The sequence below is a fragment of the Vreelandella halophila genome, assembly GCF_019903425.1.
GTDB lineage: Bacteria > Pseudomonadota > Gammaproteobacteria > Pseudomonadales > Oleiphilaceae > Halospina > Halospina halophila.
The window spans coordinates 107,206-127,526 of the sequence record NZ_JACHUZ010000012.1; the positions used below are offsets into that span (position 1 = coordinate 107,206).

General features: G+C 62.9%; 15 protein-coding genes. 1 reads left to right on the forward strand and 14 read right to left on the reverse strand.

Annotated elements, in window-relative coordinates; genetic code table 11:
* The first annotated feature begins 20 nt into the window (after positions 1-20).
* Positions 21-989 (forward strand): alpha/beta fold hydrolase, encoded by a 969-nt coding sequence (locus H4I92_RS03020; protein ID WP_077529186.1) that lies wholly within the window; start codon positions 21-23, stop codon positions 987-989.
* Here the strand turns inward: H4I92_RS03020 and H4I92_RS03025 are convergent.
* From H4I92_RS03025 to H4I92_RS03090, 14 genes are all read right to left on the reverse strand, one after another.
* Positions 986-2,710: a BamA/TamA family outer membrane protein gene (locus tag H4I92_RS03025; RefSeq protein WP_223073624.1), complete on the reverse strand. Its 1,725-nt coding sequence runs from the start codon at positions 2,708-2,710 to the stop codon at positions 986-988. The genes H4I92_RS03020 and H4I92_RS03025 overlap by 4 nt on opposite strands.
* On the reverse strand, positions 2,697-3,470 hold the full coding sequence (locus H4I92_RS03030) for a crotonase/enoyl-CoA hydratase family protein (RefSeq protein WP_077529188.1): 774 nt from the start codon (positions 3,468-3,470) through the stop codon (positions 2,697-2,699). Before H4I92_RS03030 ends, H4I92_RS03025 begins: the two co-directional genes overlap by 14 nt.
* A gap of 71 nt (positions 3,471-3,541) precedes the next feature.
* Positions 3,542-4,936, reverse strand: coding sequence for a DNA repair protein RadA (gene radA / locus H4I92_RS03035; RefSeq protein WP_077529189.1), 1,395 nt, complete (start codon positions 4,934-4,936; stop codon positions 3,542-3,544).
* Positions 4,937-4,956: 20 nt separating this feature from the next.
* Positions 4,957-6,012, reverse strand: a complete 1,056-nt coding sequence (gene hemE, locus H4I92_RS03040) for a uroporphyrinogen decarboxylase (protein ID WP_077529191.1) — start codon at positions 6,010-6,012, stop codon at positions 4,957-4,959.
* Positions 6,012-7,430, reverse strand: coding sequence for an FAD-dependent oxidoreductase (locus tag H4I92_RS03045; RefSeq protein ID WP_077529193.1), 1,419 nt, complete (start codon positions 7,428-7,430; stop codon positions 6,012-6,014). Before H4I92_RS03045 ends, hemE begins: the two co-directional genes overlap by 1 nt.
* 48 nt (positions 7,431-7,478) lie before the next feature.
* Complete coding sequence (gene gltB / locus H4I92_RS03050; RefSeq protein ID WP_077529195.1) at positions 7,479-11,930, reverse strand: glutamate synthase large subunit; 4,452 nt, start codon at positions 11,928-11,930, stop codon at positions 7,479-7,481.
* 173 nt (positions 11,931-12,103) lie between these two features.
* A complete protein-coding gene (locus tag H4I92_RS03055) occupies positions 12,104-13,570 on the reverse strand; it encodes an SPOR domain-containing protein (RefSeq protein ID WP_077529197.1) in 1,467 nt (488 codons plus the stop codon).
* A 3-nt stretch (positions 13,571-13,573) separates the two neighbouring features.
* Positions 13,574-14,671: a 3-dehydroquinate synthase gene (aroB, locus tag H4I92_RS03060; RefSeq protein WP_077529199.1), complete on the reverse strand. Its 1,098-nt coding sequence runs from the start codon at positions 14,669-14,671 to the stop codon at positions 13,574-13,576.
* Entirely contained in the window at positions 14,640-15,197 is a 558-nt protein-coding gene (gene aroK / locus H4I92_RS03065) for a shikimate kinase AroK (protein ID WP_077529201.1), read from the reverse strand. The genes aroB and aroK overlap by 32 nt, the downstream gene beginning before the upstream one ends.
* A gap of 104 nt (positions 15,198-15,301) precedes the next feature.
* Positions 15,302-17,392 (reverse strand): type IV pilus secretin PilQ, encoded by a 2,091-nt coding sequence (locus H4I92_RS03070; protein ID WP_143512589.1) that lies wholly within the window; start codon positions 17,390-17,392, stop codon positions 15,302-15,304.
* Between the two features lie 59 nt (positions 17,393-17,451).
* A complete protein-coding gene (locus tag H4I92_RS03075) occupies positions 17,452-18,006 on the reverse strand; it encodes a pilus assembly protein PilP (protein WP_077529203.1) in 555 nt (184 codons plus the stop codon).
* Positions 18,003-18,617, reverse strand: coding sequence for a type IV pilus inner membrane component PilO (locus H4I92_RS03080; protein WP_077529204.1), 615 nt, complete (start codon positions 18,615-18,617; stop codon positions 18,003-18,005). The genes H4I92_RS03075 and H4I92_RS03080 overlap by 4 nt, the downstream gene beginning before the upstream one ends.
* On the reverse strand, positions 18,614-19,189 hold the full coding sequence (locus tag H4I92_RS03085) for a PilN domain-containing protein (protein ID WP_077529205.1): 576 nt from the start codon (positions 19,187-19,189) through the stop codon (positions 18,614-18,616). The genes H4I92_RS03080 and H4I92_RS03085 overlap by 4 nt, the downstream gene beginning before the upstream one ends.
* Complete coding sequence (locus tag H4I92_RS03090; RefSeq protein ID WP_077529207.1) at positions 19,189-20,253, reverse strand: pilus assembly protein PilM; 1,065 nt, start codon at positions 20,251-20,253, stop codon at positions 19,189-19,191. The genes H4I92_RS03085 and H4I92_RS03090 overlap by 1 nt, the downstream gene beginning before the upstream one ends.
* Positions 20,254-20,321: the final 68 nt, after the last annotated feature.

A 20,321-nucleotide genomic window follows, 5' to 3' on the forward strand; every position in this document is an offset into this window, starting at 1 on the left:
TCGGGGAACTGGAGATTCAGATGGAAAAATGCGCCCTGCGTATCATCACCCTACTGCTGCCCGTGCTGCTCCTGGGAGGGTGTTCCAGCGTACAGCAGTCCATTCACAACGCAGCCATCAGCTACGAAACGAGCGCTGCCGGTCTCGAATCACGGGAGATGAGGTTCGATTACGGCGAGCTCCGGTTCCTGCGCACGCCAGAACTGCAGGCCGACCGACAGACGCTGGTGCTGGTTCACGGTTTCGGTGCCAACAAGGAAAACTGGCTGACGCTCGCCCAGCATCTTGAGGGGGAATACAACATCGTCGCCCCGGACCTGCCCGGCCATGGCGACAGCGTGCAGAACCCGGAGCTTGACTACGGCATTCCCCGCCAAGCGGAGCGGTTGATGCAGCTTATGGATCGTCTGGGCATCGAGCACGCCCACCTCGCCGGCAACTCCATGGGCGGCGCCATCGTCGCCGTTGCCGCGGCGGAATACCCGGGTCGGGTTACCAGTCTGTCTCTCCTCAATAGCGCGGGCATCCATGAGCACCCCGCGGAACTGGACCGACAACTGGCAAAAGGAGAGAACCCTCTGGTTCTGGAGGCTCCTTCGGACTACGACGACCTGATGGCCTTCGCCATGAACGAACCGCCTTTCATCCCCTGGCCGGTCAGCTCCGTCATGGCCCGTGAAGCCTACCGGAACCGTGACATCAACCAGAAGATCTTCGAGGACCTCGAAGCGGACCGGGAGGAGGACTTCCGGACCACCCTGAGGCGCATCCAAGCGCCCACACTGGTTCTCTGGGGCGCCGATGACCGCATCATTGACGCGGCCAATGCGCCACTCGTTGCGGAGGCCATTCCGAACAGCCGCCTGGAGATCCTCGAGGACATTGCGCACATGCCCATGATCGAGGCACCGGCGAAAACAGCCGCATTGATGCGGGCGCTGATCAGTGAGGCGACTGGAAGCACCGAGGAACAGGCCAGAGCGCACTAGAACCGGGTACGCCCCCGCAACAGGACCTGCACCTGGTCAATGCTGTCGTCCCCGTCGAGCGGGAACGCGAAATCCAGGTGCAGCATCCGCTGCACCTCGATCCGGCTTGACGCCAGCCGGAACCCGAAGCCCACATCCTTAAGGACACCGTCGGCCGGGCCATTGTTGCGACCGTCGTCGAACCAGGCCCGCCCCACGTCCGTGAACAGCACACCGCCCATACGGAACAGCTTGAACGGATGCCAGTCCGGGAAATAGCGCCGTTCCAGCGTCCAGAGCGCCCGCCGGTTGCCCTGCTGGTATTCGCTGGGGTAACCCCGGAGTCCATTATTGCCGCCGATGAGCAGCTGCTGGTCCGCAGTGAGGTTATGGGCGGCCGTATAGGACAGGTTGGTGTACCAGCTGTTCCAGCGCACGGACCCCCCGTGGAAATACGCCAGGTTGAGGGTCCCCTGCAGGTTCTCGAATCGGTTCTCGTCCATGCGATAGGTGCCGCTCTGGCTGAACCCGTAGCGGGCGTAGTTCGTTTCCGTGGCCAGCAACGCATCCCGGAAATCCATGTTCAGAACCACCCGATCCTCGGTGGCACCGAATCCGGTTGCGGAATAGCCCAGTTCCGTGCGCCACACGAAGCCATCGCGCACGTCCTCGACCCGCTGCAGTCGGGTCAGGTTCACCATTTCCCGGAAGCGGTTCTCCCGGAGATCGAAACCGATCCAGGGATAGCTCAGGGTGCGGTCGCGCGGCAGCACATCCAGGGCCGGCTCGTCAGGCAGCCGTTCAAAACCGAAGGATTCATAACGGTAACCCCCGAGCAGTCGCAGTTGGCGGTTATTGTATTCATCCAGTCGCCAGCCCCAGTCCACACTGGCGTATTCGCGGCTGCGACGGTAATCCGCGATGGCCTCCGCCCCGACAAACCGGGATTGCTCGCGCACATCGTCGACACCGCTCAGCCCCGCGCGCCAGCCGGCCCGCTCGCTGTAGAAGGGCCGTTCCAGGTAGACACTGCGACCGCGCCCATCGCTGCGCTCGTCGTAGGAGAAGCCGGTGCGCCAGTGGGAACCGAGGACATTGGGATCATCAAAATCGATGCTGGTCTCGGTACGGTCCGGGTCCCGCGTGTAGGAAATGCCAAGGCTCTTGCCGGAGCCCAGGAAGTTGGGATCGGAGATGCCGGCATTGGACGTGTTCTCTCCCCCGGAGCGGGAAGCACCGAAGCTGGGGAGCAGCGTCCAGGTATCCCTGGCCAGCACGCTCACCTCCACCTCATCCCCACAGACCCGCGTAACGCCGACCCAGGCGGCGGTGAGGTATTCCCTCTGGCGGAGAATACGCTCTGACTCCGCGATCATTCCCGGCTCATAAACGTCCCCCTGATCAAAGACCAGCTGGGCGCGCAGGGCCGATTTCCAGGTGGGTGTATTGAGGGCGTTCAAAGTGCGGTAAAGAAAGTTGTCCTGTTCGGGATCGCTGGTATCAAAGATGGGACGACGGACAATCCGGACATGGCCGATCCGTGCGCCCTCTGGAATAACCAGGTCACTCTGGCGGGCCAGCTGGTCCCGCGGCTGGTCGAGGTCAATGACCTCCGGCTGGACGTCGCTGACAACACAGTTCCCGTTGCCTTCCTGCGCCCAGGCTTCCGAACTGAGCAGGAGAGCGCCCAGCCCGACAAGGGCGCGTTTCAGTGACTTGATGCCGCCCTCAACCCGGCTCACCATGGCGCCCCTGACCGTCGCGGAACCGGAGCGCTCCCCTGACGGTCTCGCCCGACGACAGGGTGTTCTCCCCGTGTTCGAATTCATTGAGGATGGCCTCGGATTCCGCCATCCCCCACTGTTCCAGAACGCTGAGCCGATTCCCGCGGAGACAGGTGCCCGGATGGCCCGCCAGCTGCTCCGCCAGTTCCCGGGCCCGGGCAAGCGCCTCGCCCGCCGGTACCACGCGGTTGGCGAGACCCATCCTCAAGGCTTCATCCGCCGCCACGGCCCTGCCGGTCAGGATCATGTCCATGGCGTGACTCTGGCCAATCAGGCGTGGCAATCGCACGGTGCCGCCATCAATCAGCGGCACCCCGAAGCGCCGACAGAAGACACCGAATACCGCCGTCTCATCCGCCACACGCAGATCACACCAGGCAGCCAGCTCCAGGCCGCCTGCCACACAGTAACCACTGACGGCAGCGATGACCGGCTTGCTCAGGCGCATACGGGTCGGACCCATGGGCCCGTCACCTTCCGGTGACAGGCGATTACGGCCTTCCCCGCTGGCCACCGCCTTGAGGTCCGCCCCGGCGCAGAAGTGCTCCCCGGCACCGCTCAGAACCGCCACACAGGCTTTTTCATCTTCCTCAAAGGCGCGGAAAGCCTCAGCCAAGGCCTCCGCAGTGGGGCCATCCACGGCATTACGGACATCAGGGCGTTCGATACGGATCAGGTAAAGCGCCCCGTCCTGCTCAACAGTCACGGTTCGGGTCATGGCCGGCACTCCGGATCCGGGTTCAGTCCACTGGGTGTACGGGCCAACTATAGCGCCCGTTGCGGAATGCGTCAGTGGGGGAAGAAACCGTCGAGGGCGTCCAGGACTTCGGAGAGCCGATTCACACCGGTCACCTGCATGCCCTCGGGTGGACGCTTCGGCACATTGGCCGTGGGCACCAGGGCCTTGCCGAAGCCGTGCTTGGCCGCCTCCTGGATGCGCTCCTGACCGCTGGGTACGGGGCGGATCTCGCCGGAAAGGCCGACTTCACCGAAGATAACCAGGTCCCTGGGCAGGGCCCGGTCGCGGAAGGAGGAAATGATGGCCGACAGCAGCGCCAGGTCCGCGGTGGTCTCCGCTACTTTCACACCGCCGACAACGTTCACGAACACGTCCTGGTCACCGCAGTGCAGGCCACCATGGCGGTGCAGCACCGCCAGCAGCATGGCTAGCCGGTTCTGGTCGAGTCCCACCGCCACGCGGCGGGGATAGCCACCCTGACTGTCGTCCACCAGGGCCTGGATCTCGACCAGAAGCGGGCGTGTACCCTCCCAGACCACCATCACCACACTGCCCGGTGCCGCCTCGCTCCCGCGGTTCAGGAATATGGCGCTGGGGTTGCGCACCTCGCGCAGGCCCTGCTCGAGCATGGCGAAGACGCCCAGTTCGTTCACGGCGCCGAAGCGGTTCTTGATGCCCCGCAGGGTGCGGTAGCGGCTGTCGCTGTCGCCTTCCAGCATCAGTGAGGCATCGATCATGTGCTCCAGGACCTTGGGGCCCGCCAGTCCGCCGTCCTTGGTCACGTGGCCCACCAGGAAGAGCACCACCCCGCTCTGCTTGGCGAAGCGGGTCAGCGTGGCGGCGCTCTCGCGCACCTGGGAGACGGAACCGGGTGCGGACTCCACGTCCGCAACGTGCATCACCTGGATGCTGTCGACCACCATGATGGTCGGCTTTTCATCACCGGCCACCTCCAGCATGCGCTCCACCCCCGTCTCCGAGAGCATGCGCACGCCGCTGGCGCTCAGTTCCAGACGCTTGGCGCGCAGCGCCACCTGCTGCAGGGATTCCTCGCCGGTAACGTACAGAACGGACTGGGAGCGGGCCAGCTCGCAAAGCACCTGGAGCAAGAGCGTGCTCTTGCCGGCCCCGGGATGCCCACCGAGCAGGACGGCGGAACCGGAGACAAGCCCGCCACCGAGCACGCGGTCGAACTCGGTGATCCCGGTAGGGATGCGGGGTTCCTCGGTGAGATCGATGTCGTCCAGGGACTGGATCGCCGCACGCTGCCCGGCATAGCCGGCAAACCGGGACTCACGGGCCTCGCCGGCGGTGTCGCCTCCGAGACGGACCTCCGAAAGGGTATTCCAAGCCCCGCAGGCGCCGCACTGACCCTGCCACTTGCTGTATTCGGCGCCGCAGTCGCCACAGACATAGGCGGTGCGGGCCTTGCTGCGCTTACTCATCCCTGCCGCCCCCGTGACACTCAGCGTGCGCTGAACTCATGCACCGCGTCGACCATGACCTTCGCCTTGTCCGGGTCCACGTCCAGGTGCACACCGTGCCCCAGGTTGAAAACGTGGCCGGAGCCGGTGCCGTATTCGCCCAGGATCCGCTCCACTTCGCTGCGGATGACATTGTCGGACGCGTAGAGCGTGGACGGATCCAGATTCCCCTGAAGGGCTACCCGGTTGCCCACACGCTCGCGGGCCTCGCCGATGTGGGTGGTCCAGTCCAGCCCCAGGCAGTCCGCGCCGCAGCCGGCCATGGTTTCCAGCCACTGGCCGCCATTCTTGGTGAAGACAATGACGGGGACCTGGCGGCCGTCATGCTCCCGGATCAGGCCATCGATGATGCGCTGCATGTACCCCAGGGAGAAGGCCTGGTAGGCCTGGGGGCTGAGTGCCCCGCCCCAGGTGTCAAAGATCTGCACAACCTGGGCGCCGGCCCGGATCTGGGCGTTGAGGTAATCAGTCACCGCATCCGCCAGCTTACCCAGCAGCCCGTGCAGGACCTCCGGGGTTTCCATCATCAGCCGCTTGATACCCCGGAAATCCTTGCTGGAGCCGCCTTCCACCATATAGGTGGCAAGGGTCCAGGGACTGCCGGCAAAGCCAATCAGGGGCACACGGCCGTTAAGCTCGCGGCGGATGGTGGACACCGCCTTCATCACGTAGCCCAGGTCCCGCTCCGCATCCAGTTCCGGTAAGGCCGCCACGTCCTCGGCGGTGGTCACGGTCTTCTGGAAACGCGGGCCCTCACCGGTGACGAAGTGAAGCCCCAGGTCCATGGCATCCGGGATGGTCAGGATATCGGAGAAGAGGATAGCCGCGTCCAGGTCAAAGCGTTCCAGCGGCTGGAGGGTGACCTCACAGGCCAGGCTGTCGTCCTGGCACAGGGCCATGAAACTGCCCGCCTGTTCCCGCACACGGCGGTATTCGGGCAGATAACGCCCGGCCTGGCGCATCATCCAGACCGGGGTGGCATCCACAGGCTCGCCGGCGATGGCGCGTAACAGCCTGTCGTTGTGGAGTTGGCTCATTAAATGTCCAGATAGTCCATGATGCCGTCGGCAGCCTTACGCCCCTCGGCCACGGCCGTAACGACCAGGTCCGAGCCGCGCACCATGTCGCCGCCGGCAAAGATTTTGGGGTTTGACGTCTGGTACGGGTACTGGCTGCTTTCCGGTGCCATGACCCGACCACCATCGTCGGTTTCAACCGCGTGCTCATCGAACCAGTCCGAGGGGCTGGGCCGGAAGCCGAAGGCCACGAGCACCGCATCCGCGGGGATCACTTCCTCACTGCCGGGCACCGCCTCGGGCCGACGACGGCCGTTCTCGTCCGGGTCGCCCAGCCGGGTCTGCACGACCTTAACACCTTCCACCCGATCCTCGCCGATAATGGCGATGGGCTGGCGGTTGAACTTGAACTGCACGCCCTCTTCCTTGGCGTTGTAGACCTCCTTGCGCGAGCCCGGCATATTCGCCTCGTCACGCCGATAGGCACAAGTTACGCTGGCGGCCTGCTGACGGATTGCCGTGCGGTTGCAGTCCATGGCGGTATCACCACCACCGAGCACTACGACCCGCTGGCCCTTCATGTTGATGAAGCGTTCGTCCTCGCTGTCGAAACCGAGCCGGCGGTTCACGTTGGACACCAGGTATGGCAGGGCTTCATAGACACCCGGCAGCTCCTCGCCCGGGAAGCCACCCTTCATGTAGGTGTAGGTGCCCATGCCCATGAAGACGGCGTCGTGCTCTTCCATCAGGTCCTCGATGGCCACGTCCGTGCCCACGTCCACGCCCAGGCGAAACTCGATGCCCATGCCCTCGAACACTTCACGGCGCGTGCGCATCACGTGCTTCTCGAGCTTGAACTCGGGAATGCCGAAGGTCAGGAGACCCCCGATCTCCGGGTAACGGTCATAGACCACCGGCTTCACGCCATTGCGCGCCAGCACATCCGCACAGGACAGGCCGGCGGGGCCGGCGCCGATCACCGCTACCCGGTAATCCGTCCATTCAACCTTCGACAGGTCTGGGCGCCAGCCCAGGGCAAAAGCGGTGTCCGTGATGTATTTCTCCACGGAGCCGATGGTCACCGCCCCGAAGCCGTCATTGAGCGTGCAGGCGCCTTCGCAGAGCCGGTCCTGGGGGCAGACCCGGCCGCATACCTCGGGCAGCGAGTTGGTCTGGTGGCACAGTTCCGCAGCCTTGAGGATGTTGCCCTCGGAGACCAGCTGCAGCCAGTTCGGGATGTAGTTGTGAACCGGGCACTTCCATTCACAGTAGGGGTTACCGCAGTGCAGGCAGCGATGGGACTGGGAGGCCGCCTCCTGCTTGCGGAACGGCTTGTAGATCTCACCGAATTCCTCCTGGCGAGTGGTCACTGCCACCTTCTCGGGGTCGCAGCGCCCGACTTCGATGAACTGGAAGTTGTTGTTCAGTCGTTCAGCCATGAATCGTCCTCAACTCAGAATTCCTGAAAACCGGATACGTGCCCGCCGTTACTCGGGACGGGCACGGGTGCTTTCGAGCAGCCCCTTGAGACTGGCGGCCTTGGGCTTGACCAGCCAGAAGGCGCCAATGTACTCGTCCAGGTTTTCAAGGATATGCTGGCCCCAGGCACTTCCCGTGGCCTCAACGTGTTCGCGGATCACCCCACGCAGATGGTTCCGGTACGGCTCCATGTGCTCGCTGGAGATGCGGTGGATCTCCACCAGTTCATGGTTGTACTTGTCCACGAAGGTCCGGCTCTCATCGAGCACATAGGCGAAACCACCGGTCATGCCGGCGCCGAAGTTCTGGCCGGTTTCGCCCAGGATGGTGATCAGGCCACCGGTCATGTACTCGCAGCAGTGATCCCCGGCGCCCTCGACCACCGCGTGGGTGCCGGAATTGCGCACGCCGAAACGCTCCCCGGCCATGCCGGCCGCGAACAGCCAGCCACCGGTTGCACCATAGAGGCAGGTGTTGCCGATGATGGCCGTCTTCTGGGTCTCGAAACGGCTGGTCGCCGGCTGCCGGATACGGATACTGCCTCCGGTCATCCCCTTGCCCACGTAGTCGTTGGCGTCACCTTCCAGGTTCAGGTGCAGGCCGCCTGGGTTCCACACCCCGAAGCTCTGGCCCGCTGACCCGGTGAGATTGACGGTGATGGGGGCGTCCGCCATGCCCTGGCTGCCGTGTACGGCCGCGATCTCACCCGCCACGCGCGCGGCGATGGAACGGTCACAGTTGGTGATGCGGTATTCGAAGGTACCGCCCCGCTTCTCCTGAATGGCCGGCAGCATGTCAGCCACCATGCGTTCGGCCATCTCGCCCGGGTCGAAGGGCGTGTTCTTCTCGACCATGCAGTGCTGGGGCTTGTCCGCCGGAATATGGCCGTTGTCCAGGATCCGCGACAGATCCAGGTTGCGCTGGCGCGGGGTCTCGCCCGGCAGAAGCTCCAGCAGGTCGGTGCGGCCCACCAGCTCCTCAAGGCTGCGCACGCCGAGCATGGCCATCCATTCACGGGTTTCCTGGGCGATGAACCGGAACAGGTTCATGACCATGTCCACCGTGCCCTGGAAGTGCTCGGAGCGCAGGCGCTCGTCCTGGGTGGCAACGCCCGTGGCGCAGTTGTTGAGATGGCAGATCCGCAGGTACTTGCAGCCCACCGCGACCATGGGGAGCGTGCCAAAGCCGAAGCTTTCCGCACCCAGAATGGCCCCCTTGACCACGTCCAGGCCGGTCTTGAGGCCGCCGTCGGTCTGCAGGCGCACCTTGTCGCGCAGATCATTCGCCCGCAGGGCCTGCTGGGCCTCACTCAGCCCCAGCTCCCAGGGAGACCCGGCATAGTGGATGGACGTCAGCGGACTCGCCGCCGTGCCGCCGTCATAGCCGGCGATGGTGATCAGGTCCGCGTAGGCCTTGGCAACACCCGCGGCCACCGTGCCCACACCGGGCTCGGACACCAGCTTCACGGATACCAGCGCCTTCGGGTTGACCTGCTTGAGGTCAAAGATCAGCTGCGCCAGGTCCTCGATGGAGTAGATGTCGTGGTGCGGGGGCGGCGAGATCAGGGTGACGCCGGGAACGGAGAACCGGAGCCGGGCGATCAGCTCGTTCACCTTGCCGCCGGGCAGCTGGCCCCCTTCGCCGGGCTTGGCGCCCTGGGCAACCTTGATCTGCATCACGTCCGCCTCACGCAGGTATTCGGCGGTCACGCCGAAGCGGCCGGAGGCCACCTGCTTGATCTTGGAGCGCTTCTCGGTACCGTAACGGGCCGGATCCTCGCCCCCTTCACCGGAGTTGGAGCGCCCGCCAAGACGGTTCATGGCCACGGCCAGGGCCTCGTGCGCCTCGGGCGACAGCGCCCCCAGCGACATGGCAGCCGTGTCGAAGCGGGTATAGAGATTGTCCGCCGGCTCCACTTCATCGAGCGACACCGGCTGGATGTCCTTGCGGAACACCATCAGGTCGCGCAGCGTCGCAACCGGCCGATGGTTCACCAGCCCGGCGTACTCCTGATAACGCCCGTAATCGCCGGTGGTGACCGCTTCCTGGATGGTGCGGATCACGTCCGGATTGTAGGCATGGTATTCCTGCCCGTGCATGTACTTGAGGAAGCCGCCCGGTGGGATCGGCTTGCGCGGCTTCCACGCCAGATCGGACAGCACTTCCTGATCCTGCTGGAAGTCATAAAAGGTGGCGCCCTGGATGCGGCTGGTCACCCCGGTGAAGCACAGGTTCACCACTTCGTCGGACAGCCCCACGGCTTCGAACAGCTGCGCACCCCGGTAGGAAACAATGGTGGAGATCCCCATCTTGGAGAGGATTTTCATCAGCCCCTTGTTGATGCCGCGGCGGTAGTTGTTCTTGGCATCAATGGGATCCATCATCAGCTCGCCGCTGGTGACCAGATCGTTGAGAACCTGGTACGCCAGGTACGGGTAGACGGCGGTGGCACCGAAGCCGAACAGTACGGCGAAATGGTGGGAGTCCCTTGCCCAGCCGGTTTCAACGATCAGGTTGGCGTCACTGCGCAGGCCCGAGGCCACCAGATGGTGGTGTACGGCACCCGTGGCCATCATGGCGTTGATCGGCAGCTCGCCCTTCTGGAGCCCCTTGTCACTGAGGATCAACAGGACCCTGCCATTGCGCACCGCCTCCGCGGCTTCCTCGCGCACGGCCTCCAGGGCCTTCTTCAGCCCCAGTTCCGGGCGATAGCTCAGCCGGATACGCTGCACCTCGAAACCGGGCCGGTCATTCTCCTCCAGCCGTGCGAACTTCGCCGGCGACAGCACCGGCGTGGACAGGATGATCCGGTTGGCGTGCTCCGGCGTCTCCTCGAACACATTGCGCTCAGCCCCGATGCAGGTCTCCAGGGACATGACGATGGATTCGCGCAGCGGGTCGATCGCCGGGTTGGTCACCTGGGCGAACTGCTGGCGGAAGTAGTCCGCCACGTGACGGACCCGGCTGGAGAGCACTGCCATGGGCGTATCATCCCCCATGGACCCCACCGCTTCCTGGCCACTCTCACCGAGTGGCCGTAGTACCTGGTCACGCTCCTCGTAGGAGACCATGAACATCTTCTGATAGACCTTGAGCTCATCCTCTTCCATGAGCTCAAAGGACTGACTGCTCTCGTGGAGCAACGTCGATTCCACCCTGAGAGCATTCTCGCGCAGCCACTGTTTGTACGGGCGCGCGTTCCTGAAACGCTCGTTGACATCCTCGGTCCTCAGCAGCTCACCGGCCGCAGTATCGATGGCCAGCAGCTGCCCGGGACCGATCCGGCCCTTGGCCACCACGGACGCCGGGTCATAGTCCCAGACACCGATTTCCGAAGCCACCGTGATCAAACCATCATCGGTCTCCACCCACCGTGAGGGACGCAGGCCGTTACGATCGAGCATGCAGACGGCATAGCGGCCATCCGCCATGACCATCCCCGCCGGGCCGTCCCAGGGCTCCATATGCATGGAGTTGTATTCGTAGAAGGCGCGCAGGCCGGCGTCCATGCGGTCAACGTTCTGCCAGGCGGGCGGAACCATCATGCGCAGGGCCCGGAATATATCCATGCCGCCGGCCAGAAGCAGCTCCAGCATGTTGTCCATGGCGGAGGAGTCGGAACCGGTGCGGTTGACCAGCGGCTGCAGCTCTTCGAGATCCGGCAGGTTGGGGCTGCTGAACTTGGAGCCTCGCGCAACCGCCCAGTTGCGGTTGCCTTCGATGGTGTTGATCTCGCCATTGTGCGCCAGCAGACGGAAGGGCTGGGCCAGCGGCCACCGGGGCGCGGTATTGGTGGAGAAACGCTGGTGGAAGACACACACGGCCGTCGCCATGTCCGGATCGCCCAGGTCCGGATAAAAGGTCGGCAGGTCCACCGGCATCATCAGACCCTTGTAGGACAGGGTGCGGTTGGAGAGACTGCAGACGTAGAATTCCGGGTCGTCCTCAAGGTCGATCTCGGCACGGCGGCGGCCCACAAACAGCGCCACGCCCAGCCGGTCTGGATCCACGGAGCCCGAGGTCACAAAGACCTGCTCAATGCCGGGCAGGGCATCCAGTGCCATCTGCCCCAGGCATTCCGTGTTGGTCGGCACGGTGCGCCAGCCGACGACAGTCAGCCCTTCTCCGGCCAGCCGCTTCTCAACCACAGACCGCGCCCGGGCGGCGCGCTCCGGATCACGGCTCAGAAAGATCTGACCCACACCATAGTCCGCACCCAGGTCTGCCCCGAGCTCCTGCTTCGCCACCTTGCGTAGGAAGGCATCCGGGAGGTTGAGCAGCAGACCGCACCCATCCCCTGTCTTGCCGTCGGCGGCGATGCCGCCACGGTGGGTCATGCAGGTCAGCGCATCTATGGCCGTATTCAGGAGCCTGTGGCTGGCCTCGCCCTGCTTGTGGGCGATCAGGCCAAACCCGCAGTTGTCCCTGTATTCACCGGGCTGGTACAAACCTGTCATCATAGCAGTCTCTCTTGGAGATTTTCTTCTAATACAAAGGCTTAAACAATGCCTCGGGGCATCTTTAAGCCCTCGGTTTTCACAAAAGGGCTGCGTAGTCTACACGCGCGCGAAAATCCCCTCAAATCGTTGAGTTCTGAAAAAGATAGCAAGGCAGGTTCTTATAGCTTTTGAGCCTAAAGATCTTCGTAGGCCCGCGGCCAGGGATCCATGGCCCGAACCCGTTCCGGCAGAGCGTCAATGGCCTCGCGAGCCGCCGCCCGATCCGGATAGGTTCCGTGCACCACAATGAACCACGGCTCCCCCTGATGCCGCGTCCGGGTATAGACCGCATCACCCACATCATACTCTTCCATGAATTCTAGGGCAGTGGATTCGTTGAAACTACCCAGAAGCTGAAGGGTAAAAGCCCCCTCGGCCTGTTCGCGATACCACTGGGCCTCGCGGAAACGGCCGGGGTTCCTGGGATTGAACCCGCTCTCGCCGTCTTCTTCCTCCGCTTCAGCCACAGCTTCGGCATTGCCCGACCCCGCATCAGGTTCCGGCTTCGGCTCAGATGCTGTCTCAGGGGCGGTTTCCCGGACCGGGAGCGTAATGGGGGACACATCCAGAAGTGGGCCTTCATCACGCCTTATTCGACCCTCCTTAACCCCTTCCGGCTGACCGGCCTGTTCCGTTTCCGCTATGACCTCGCGGGCGCGCTTGACTTCATCAAACTCCGCTTCCGTGGCCATCTCCGCGTCTGTCACGGGCTCCTTCGTGCCTTCCCCGCTACCGCCATACTGCAGCGATACCAGAATAACGCTGACACCGAGCGCCAGAAGCGCCAGACCAGCCCACAGGCGCCACGGGAACCGGCGAGGCCCGGCGACCGGCGACCGTTTCTTCGCGGCATGGCGGTGCTCGCGCTCCAGAGCCGAGCGGCCACTGAGAATTCCCGGCGCAATCTCCCGGATGGTGCGGAGGTTCCCCCCGCTCTGCTGCTGGATCCGGCGGACCACGCTTTCGGTGAGAAGCGGTGTGGCGTCCTCCCCCACATGATCGTAACTGGCATGAATGAAGTGACGGACATCCTCTTCCTGCAAAGGCGGCAGAACAGCTTCATGGACTATGGCGCTACGGGCCGGATCGGTCAGGGGCCTGCGCCGGGTCAGCTCCTCCGTTCCCGCGAGCACGGGGACAGCGGCCTGCCCTGTATCACTGGCGGCAAAGCCATCCACCAGAGCCTCGAGGACGTCGTCGCCCAGAACATCCGCATCATCCAGCACCAGGACCCAGCGCCGATCCCGCTCCGCCTGCCCAACGCTCCACTGGAAGAAGGCCCGGGCCGCCTCAGTCGGAGCCATTCCCACCAGCGCCTGGCCACTGAGGCGCGAGAGCATGCCAGGCAGCGAGGAGGCATCCGAGAGGCTTTCGGCGCGCAATCGCTGGACGGAAAGGCGGTAGGCGGCATTGCGGGCAAGCTCGGCCAGAAGACGACTTTTGCCGGCACCCGGCTCGCCGGTAACAGCCAGGACCATATCCCCGAACGCAACCAGATGCCCCAAAGTATCCAGCTGGTGCTGACGCTGCGCCCCGGTGAAGAAGAAGCCCGGGCTTTCGGCGAAGGGGTCCGCCGTGCCCTGCCCCGCCTGCTCACTCATGGTTCAGTCCAGTGGATGACAGAAGTGGTTGAGCGTGGCCTCGAAGGCTTCGGGATCGAAGTCCTCGGTCACGAAGGCATCACCAAGCGCCCGCAGAAGGACCAGCCTTACCCGGCCACTGATGTTCTTCTTGTCCACCTGCATCAGGGCCCTGAAGTGCACCGGCGACATGCCCTCCGGCGGGTTCACGGGCAGACGCGCCCGGATCAGGAGCTGACGCACGCGCACCGAGTCATTGTAGTTCAAATACCCCAGGCGCTCGGAAAGGTCCGTGGCCATCATCATACCGGCGGCCACTGCCTCCCCGTGCAGCCAGTCACTGTAACCGGTGTGGGTCTCAATGGCATGACCGAAGGTATGCCCGAGGTTGAGCAGGGCCCGCACACCGGCTTCCCGCTCATCCTCGGCCACAATGGCGGCCTTGCACTCACAGGAGCGGCGGATGACTTCCTTGAGGGGCTCGGGCTGCATGGCCATCAGGTGGTCCATGTGCTCCTCAAGCCAGGAAAGGAAGTGCTCATCCCGTATGAGCCCGTACTTGATGACCTCGGCCATTCCGGCCGCCATCTCGGTGGGCGGCAGCGACCCCAGGGTGAGGGGATCGGCCACCACAATGCGGGGCTGATGGAAGGCTCCGATCATGTTCTTGCCCTGGGGATGGTTGATGCCGGTCTTGCCTCCAACGGAAGCATCCACCTGAGCCAGCAGCGTGGTCGGGATCTGGATGAAGTCCACACCGCGCTGCCAGGTGGCGGCCGCAAAGCCGGTGATGTCACCAATCACGCCACCGCCGAGCGCCACCAGAGTGGTCCGGCGTGTGTGCTGTTTATCGATCAGCACATCAAAGATGCGGTTGAGCGTCTCCCAGGTCTTGTAGCGCTCGCCATCGGGCAGGACCACCTCATCCACCCGGCATCCCGGGAAACTGGCGCGGGCCTGCTCCAGATAGAGCGGTGCAACCGTCTCATTCGAGACGAGCAGGACCTGCTCGCCCTCAACCCAGGGACTGAGATCCATGCGTCCGAGGCTGCCTTCCTCAATCACAATGGGGTAGCGGCGCTCCCCCAGCTCAACGTTCAGATGATCCTGCTTCGGTTGCATGCGCATGTCCTTCCGATTCTTCGAGAACCCGCGAGAGGTGGCGTACCAGGTGGCGTGGACCGCGCTGGCTGCTTTCAACGGTCAGGTCCGCAATTTCCTGATAGAGCGGATCCCGTTCCTCAAACAGCCGCTCCAGCACTCCTTGCGGGTCAGGGTTCTGCAGCAGTGGCCGGTTGCGGTCCATACGCGTGCGCTCGTACTGAAGATCCGGCGTCACACGCAGATAGATCACGTAACCATCCGTCATACGCTGCCGGTTCTCCGGCCGCAGCACGGCACCGCCACCTGTTGCCAGCACAATACCAGATTCATGGAGAAGCTCATCAATCACCCGGCTTTCCCGGTCCCGGAACCCGGATTCCCCTTCCACATCAAAGATCCAGGGGATATCCGCGCCGGTACGCGCCTCCAGTTCCCGGTCGGTATCAAGGAAACGGTAGCCGAGTACGCGGGCGAGCTGACGGCCCACGGTGCTCTTGCCCGCCCCCATGGGCCCAACGAGGATGATTCTTTCCGGCAGCGCCATAGCAGAGGATCCGAGCACCCGCTCTCCAGTTCAGTGCCCGAGACTACCACAAAAGAAAAGCCACCCGCAGGTGGCTTTTCCGTGATCCCGAAGTGTTTCTCCGATCAGTCGAGCACGTTGCTTTCCATGATCTGCGGTGTCACGAAGATCAGGAGCTCACTGCGCTCGTCAATCTCCTCAGTCTGACGGAACAGTGCCCCGAGATATGGGATATCCCCGAGGAACGGAGTCTTCAGGATATTCGTCGCAACCTCGGATTGGAAAATACCGCCAAGAACCACAGTTTCGCCGTCACCGACCAGAACCTGTGTCTGCACCGAATTGGTGTCGATACTAGGGACCCCCGCAGTGACCTGCCCACGGGAGTCCTGATTCACCTCCAGATCCATGATGATGTTGTCATCAGGTGTGATCTGCGGCGTCACGTTCAGCGACAACGCAGCCTCCTTAAAGGAGACGTTAGTGGCCCCGGACGAAGTGGCCTCCTGGTACGGAATCTCCTCACCCGATTTGATACTGGCTTCCTGTCGATCAGCTGTTACCACCTTGGGCTGGGACACAATCTCGGCCTGGCCATCGGACTCGAGGGCGCTGAGCTCAAGATCCAGCAGGAAACCATCACGAGTGAAACCAATAGCAGCAGTGCTCGTGTTGCTACTGGTGATGCCAAAATCAATATTCATGTCAGACGGGAAGTCAGCGATACTACCGGTATCGCCACCGAGGCTGCCACGCCCACCTCCAACGGCATACTCACCATCTCCTGCTTCACCACTACCGCTGACACCCCAGGCAACCCCGAGCTCGCTCGACACATCGGTATTCGCCCGGACAATCCGCGCCTCAATCAGGACCTGACGCACCGGACGGTCCCAGGTCTCTACCAGATTGCGGATCTCCTTCAGCTTGGGGGCGGTCTCACGCACACTGATGGTATTGGTCCGGTCATCCGAGGATATGAACCCTCGGTCCGAGATCAGCTCATCATCTTCACGCAGCAGGGAGACGATGTCTCCGGCCTTGGCGTAATTCACCTGGATGGTCTCCAGGCGCACAGGCCGCAGCTCTTCCATCTGCCGCTCGGTTTCGAGCTCCTGGCGCTCGTACTCCGCAATCTCCTGGGCCGGAGCGACCAACAGGACGTTCCCCATACGGCGCTTATCGAGCCCCTTGGTCTGGAGAATAATGTCCAGCGCCTGATCCCAGGGCACATTCTCGAGCCGCAGCGTGATCGAGCCCGTTACCGTGTCCGAGGCCACCAGGTTGAGCCCGGTGAAGTCAGCGATCAGTTGCAGCACGGAGCGGACCTCAATGTCCTGGAAGTTCAGGGACAGTTTCTCGCCATCGTAGGGGAAGCGCTCTTCCTGGCGCTGCTCGGCCTCGTCTTCGGTCAGCTTTTCCACGCTGAGCGTAAACCGGTCGTCCGTCTGATAGGCCGCGTAGTCATAGGTGCCGGAAGCGCTCACCTCCACCAGTGTGCGCCCGTCCTCGGTAAAGGTATCAATACGTTCTACAGGCGTTCCGAAATCGGTCACATCAAGACGGCGGCGGAGCCGATCCGGAAGATCCACACGCCCGAGGTCCAGCCGGATCTTCCCGGCCTGCTCGTCCATGTCCACGGAGACCCGGGAGCTGGAGAGATCCAACACCACCTCGCCCCTGTCGTCCGAGGTGCGATTGAAGTCCACGCCTTCCAGAGCGGCATCAGAAGCCGGCGCCATCGGGGCGCCCGCCACCGCCTGGGTGCCGCTGTCTCCGGTCCCGCCGGAGCCACTGTCACCACCCGAGTCGCCGGATGTTCCCGTGCTCTGGCCTGCTTCCGCGCCCACCGTCACAACCATCCGGTTACCATCACGCCGAACGTCATGGGGTACCAGACGTGTGAGGTTGAGAACCAGCCTGGTTCGATCCTCGGCCTCAACCACCGTCATGCTCTGAGCATTACCATCGCCGAGATCGTGATAGCGCTGCTCGAGGTCACTGCTGACATCGGCCAGATCCAGCGTGATGCGCGCCGGATCCTGGATGGTGTAGCCGGAGGCTTCCGGAGGCTCCCCGTCAAAGCCCAGAACGATCTCGGTTCGATCGCCTGACAGCGAGGAAAAGTCGACATTTTCCAGTGTCAGAGCCCCGGCTCCCGCGGACGTGAGCGCCAGCGCACCAATCACCAGCAGTTTCTCGATTTGTTTAAGCATTGCGTGCCTCAGGCGGTTTTTCTGATTCCGTGTTGTGATCTGCATGACAGCACCCCGGCTCACTCTTGTTCCAGCGACAGGGTCCGGGGCCGCTTGACCCAACCGCCGCTGCCATCGCCGACAATTTCACGCAGCTGGATACCTGTTTCGGTTACCCGTTCCACGCGTCCATGGTTCTGCCCCATATAGTCACCCACAGTGACCCGGTGTATGCCCCCCTCAGGGTCCTGGACCAGAGCGTAGAGCCGCCCTTCCTCGGTCCGCTGCAGAGAGCCCACCATTGCCAGATCACTCATTTCGAACCGCTCCAGCGGCTCGGTCGGCCGGTTTTCATCCGGCTTGATCTCGGACTCCGGCTCACCTTCGTCATCCTCCTGGCTCTCCAGCACCACTTCAGCCGGTGGCTCAAAGGGCGACCGGCGATCGGATGCTGCATAGGTGAATGCCTCATAGGCCTTGAACTCCGGCAGCGGTTCGATCTTCCCCTGGGGGTCGTTACGGGCTTCCTTCATGAACTGGTCCAGATCCTTATAGCCCTGACCCTGCGAGCAAGCCACAAGCACCACGCTCAGGCCCACTGTCACCAGATATCGGGCGACTGTGGATACTCTCATTGCTCGCCTCCTGCCCGGTACCGGTATGTCTTGGCGACCATCTGCATGCGCAGCTCGTCGTTGCCGTCCGAGCGGCTGATCGAGAAGTCATGCAGGGTCACGATCCGCGGAAGTCCGGCGACACTGCTCACGAATGTTGCCAGTTCGTGATAGGTCCCCCGCACCCGGATGTTGATCGGCAGCTCCACATAGAAGTCCTGCTGGACCTCGCTCTGAAGAGCAAACTCCTGCAGATCCAGCCCGCTGCCCAGTGCCGTGTTCGTGATGTCCTCCAGAAGTCCCGGCACCTCGGTATCGCTGGGAAGCTGGCGCACCAGGGCACCGAAGGTTTCCTCCATTTCCACCATCTGCTGGCGGTAGCGGTCCAGGTTAGCGACACGATGAGCCTTGCGCTCGTATTCCTGGCGCAGTTCCTGCTCCTGCTCGGCGGCGCGCTCTACTTCGGTATACAGGTCCTTCACAAAGAACCAGTAGCCGCCCCCGAGAACGAGGCCGAAAACCAAGAGCAGGAACACAACCTTGACCGGCATCGGCCAGACGCCGGCATTGTTGAAGTCCAGCTCGCTGACATCAAAATTCTTTATGTTGTCGAACGTTTCCTGCCAGTTCACTGTTCCTGCTCCGATTCCGCTTCGTCTTCATCCGGAACCACCTGCTGAACGCTCAGGTTGAACCGACTGTAACCGGACCGCTGTTCATCCGCGGCGGAGACATTCGTCAGGTTGGGCTCGGCAAACCAGTCCGAGCGCTCAAAGTTGCGCATAAGGTTCGAGATCCGGCTGTTGGACTCGGCCATCCCGACGATGGAGACCTGGTTACCACTTTTCTCCAGCTGAGTGTAGAACAGACCATCAGGAAGCGTCTGAACCATCTCATCAAAGGCACGCACGATCACCGGGCGCTGCCCCTGGAGATCCTGGATCACCTGCATGCGCGACAGCAGTTCCTCACGGCGTTCCTTGAGATCCTCGATCTCGGCGATCTGCTCCTCAAGGTCCTTCATGGCATTCTCAATGTAGCTGTTACGGGATTCCTGATGATCGATCAGGCCCTGTACATGGCTCTGCCACAGGAATACCAGACCGGCGCCGACAATCAGGGCACCGGCGAGCATGACCAGGAACTGGCGCTGTTTCTCGGCGCGGAGCTCTTCACGCCAGGGTCTGAGGTTGATACGGGCCATCAGTCAAAACTCCTCATCGCCAGGCCGCAGGCGATCATCAAGGAGGGAGCATCATTACTCAACCCCGCGGCATGCACCTTGGATCCCACCGCCATGTCGGCAAACGGGTTCGCCACCAGCGTAGCGGTTCCCGTCTTTTCTTCCACCTGTTCGGACAGCCCCGCTATGGATGCGGTGCCGCCCGCGAGCAGAACATAGTCAACGGTGTTGTACTGGCTCGAACCAAAGAAGAACTGCAGGGCCCGGGCCACCTGCTGGACGACCGCCTCCTTGAAGGGCTCAAGGACTTCGCTCTCGTAATCGTCCGGAAGACCGCCCTGCTTCTTGGCCAGGCCGGCCTCCTCCTGACTGAGCCCGTAACGCCGCTGGATCTCCTCGGTCAGCTGCTTGCCGCCGAAAAGCTGTTCACGGGTGTAGATGGTCTCGCCATCCACCAGTACGCTCAGCGTCATCATCGTGGCGCCGATGTCCACCAGCGCCACCACCTGCTCTTCAGCGTCACGCTCAAGCTGCGACTCAAGCATTCCGAAGGCGCGCTCCAGCGCATAGGCCTCAACGTCCACCACCTTGGTGTTCAGGCCACCGATCTGGAGGGCCTCCTCGCGCACATCCACGTTTTCCTTACGGCAGGCGGCCAGAAGCACATCGACCTGGTCTGGATTAATCTCGGACGGCCCTTGGACCTCAAAATCGATAGCCACCTCATCCAGGGGATAGGGGATGTACTGATCCGCCTCGTTGGCGATCTCGTCCTCCATCTCGAAGTCGTTGAGCCCCGCCGGCATCTGGATGGTCTTGGTGATCACCGCGGATCCGGAAACGGCCACGGCCGCATTCTTCAGGCCGGAGCGCGCTCTGCCCACCACCTTGCGGACCACATCGCCCACCGCTTCCACATCGTTGATGCTCTTTTCGACCACCGAATTCGGCGGCAGGGGCTCCACCGCGTAGCTCTCAACGCGGTATCGATCCCCCTGTTTTGACAGTTCCAGCAGCTTGACGGAGCTTGAGCTGATATCGACCCCGAGCATGCTGTTCGCTTTCTTTCCAAGCAGTCCGAACACGTGCTCACCCCAGTATTCTGTATGGATGGCAACGGTTAACGGTTTCAGGGATGACGCTTTCCGGATAT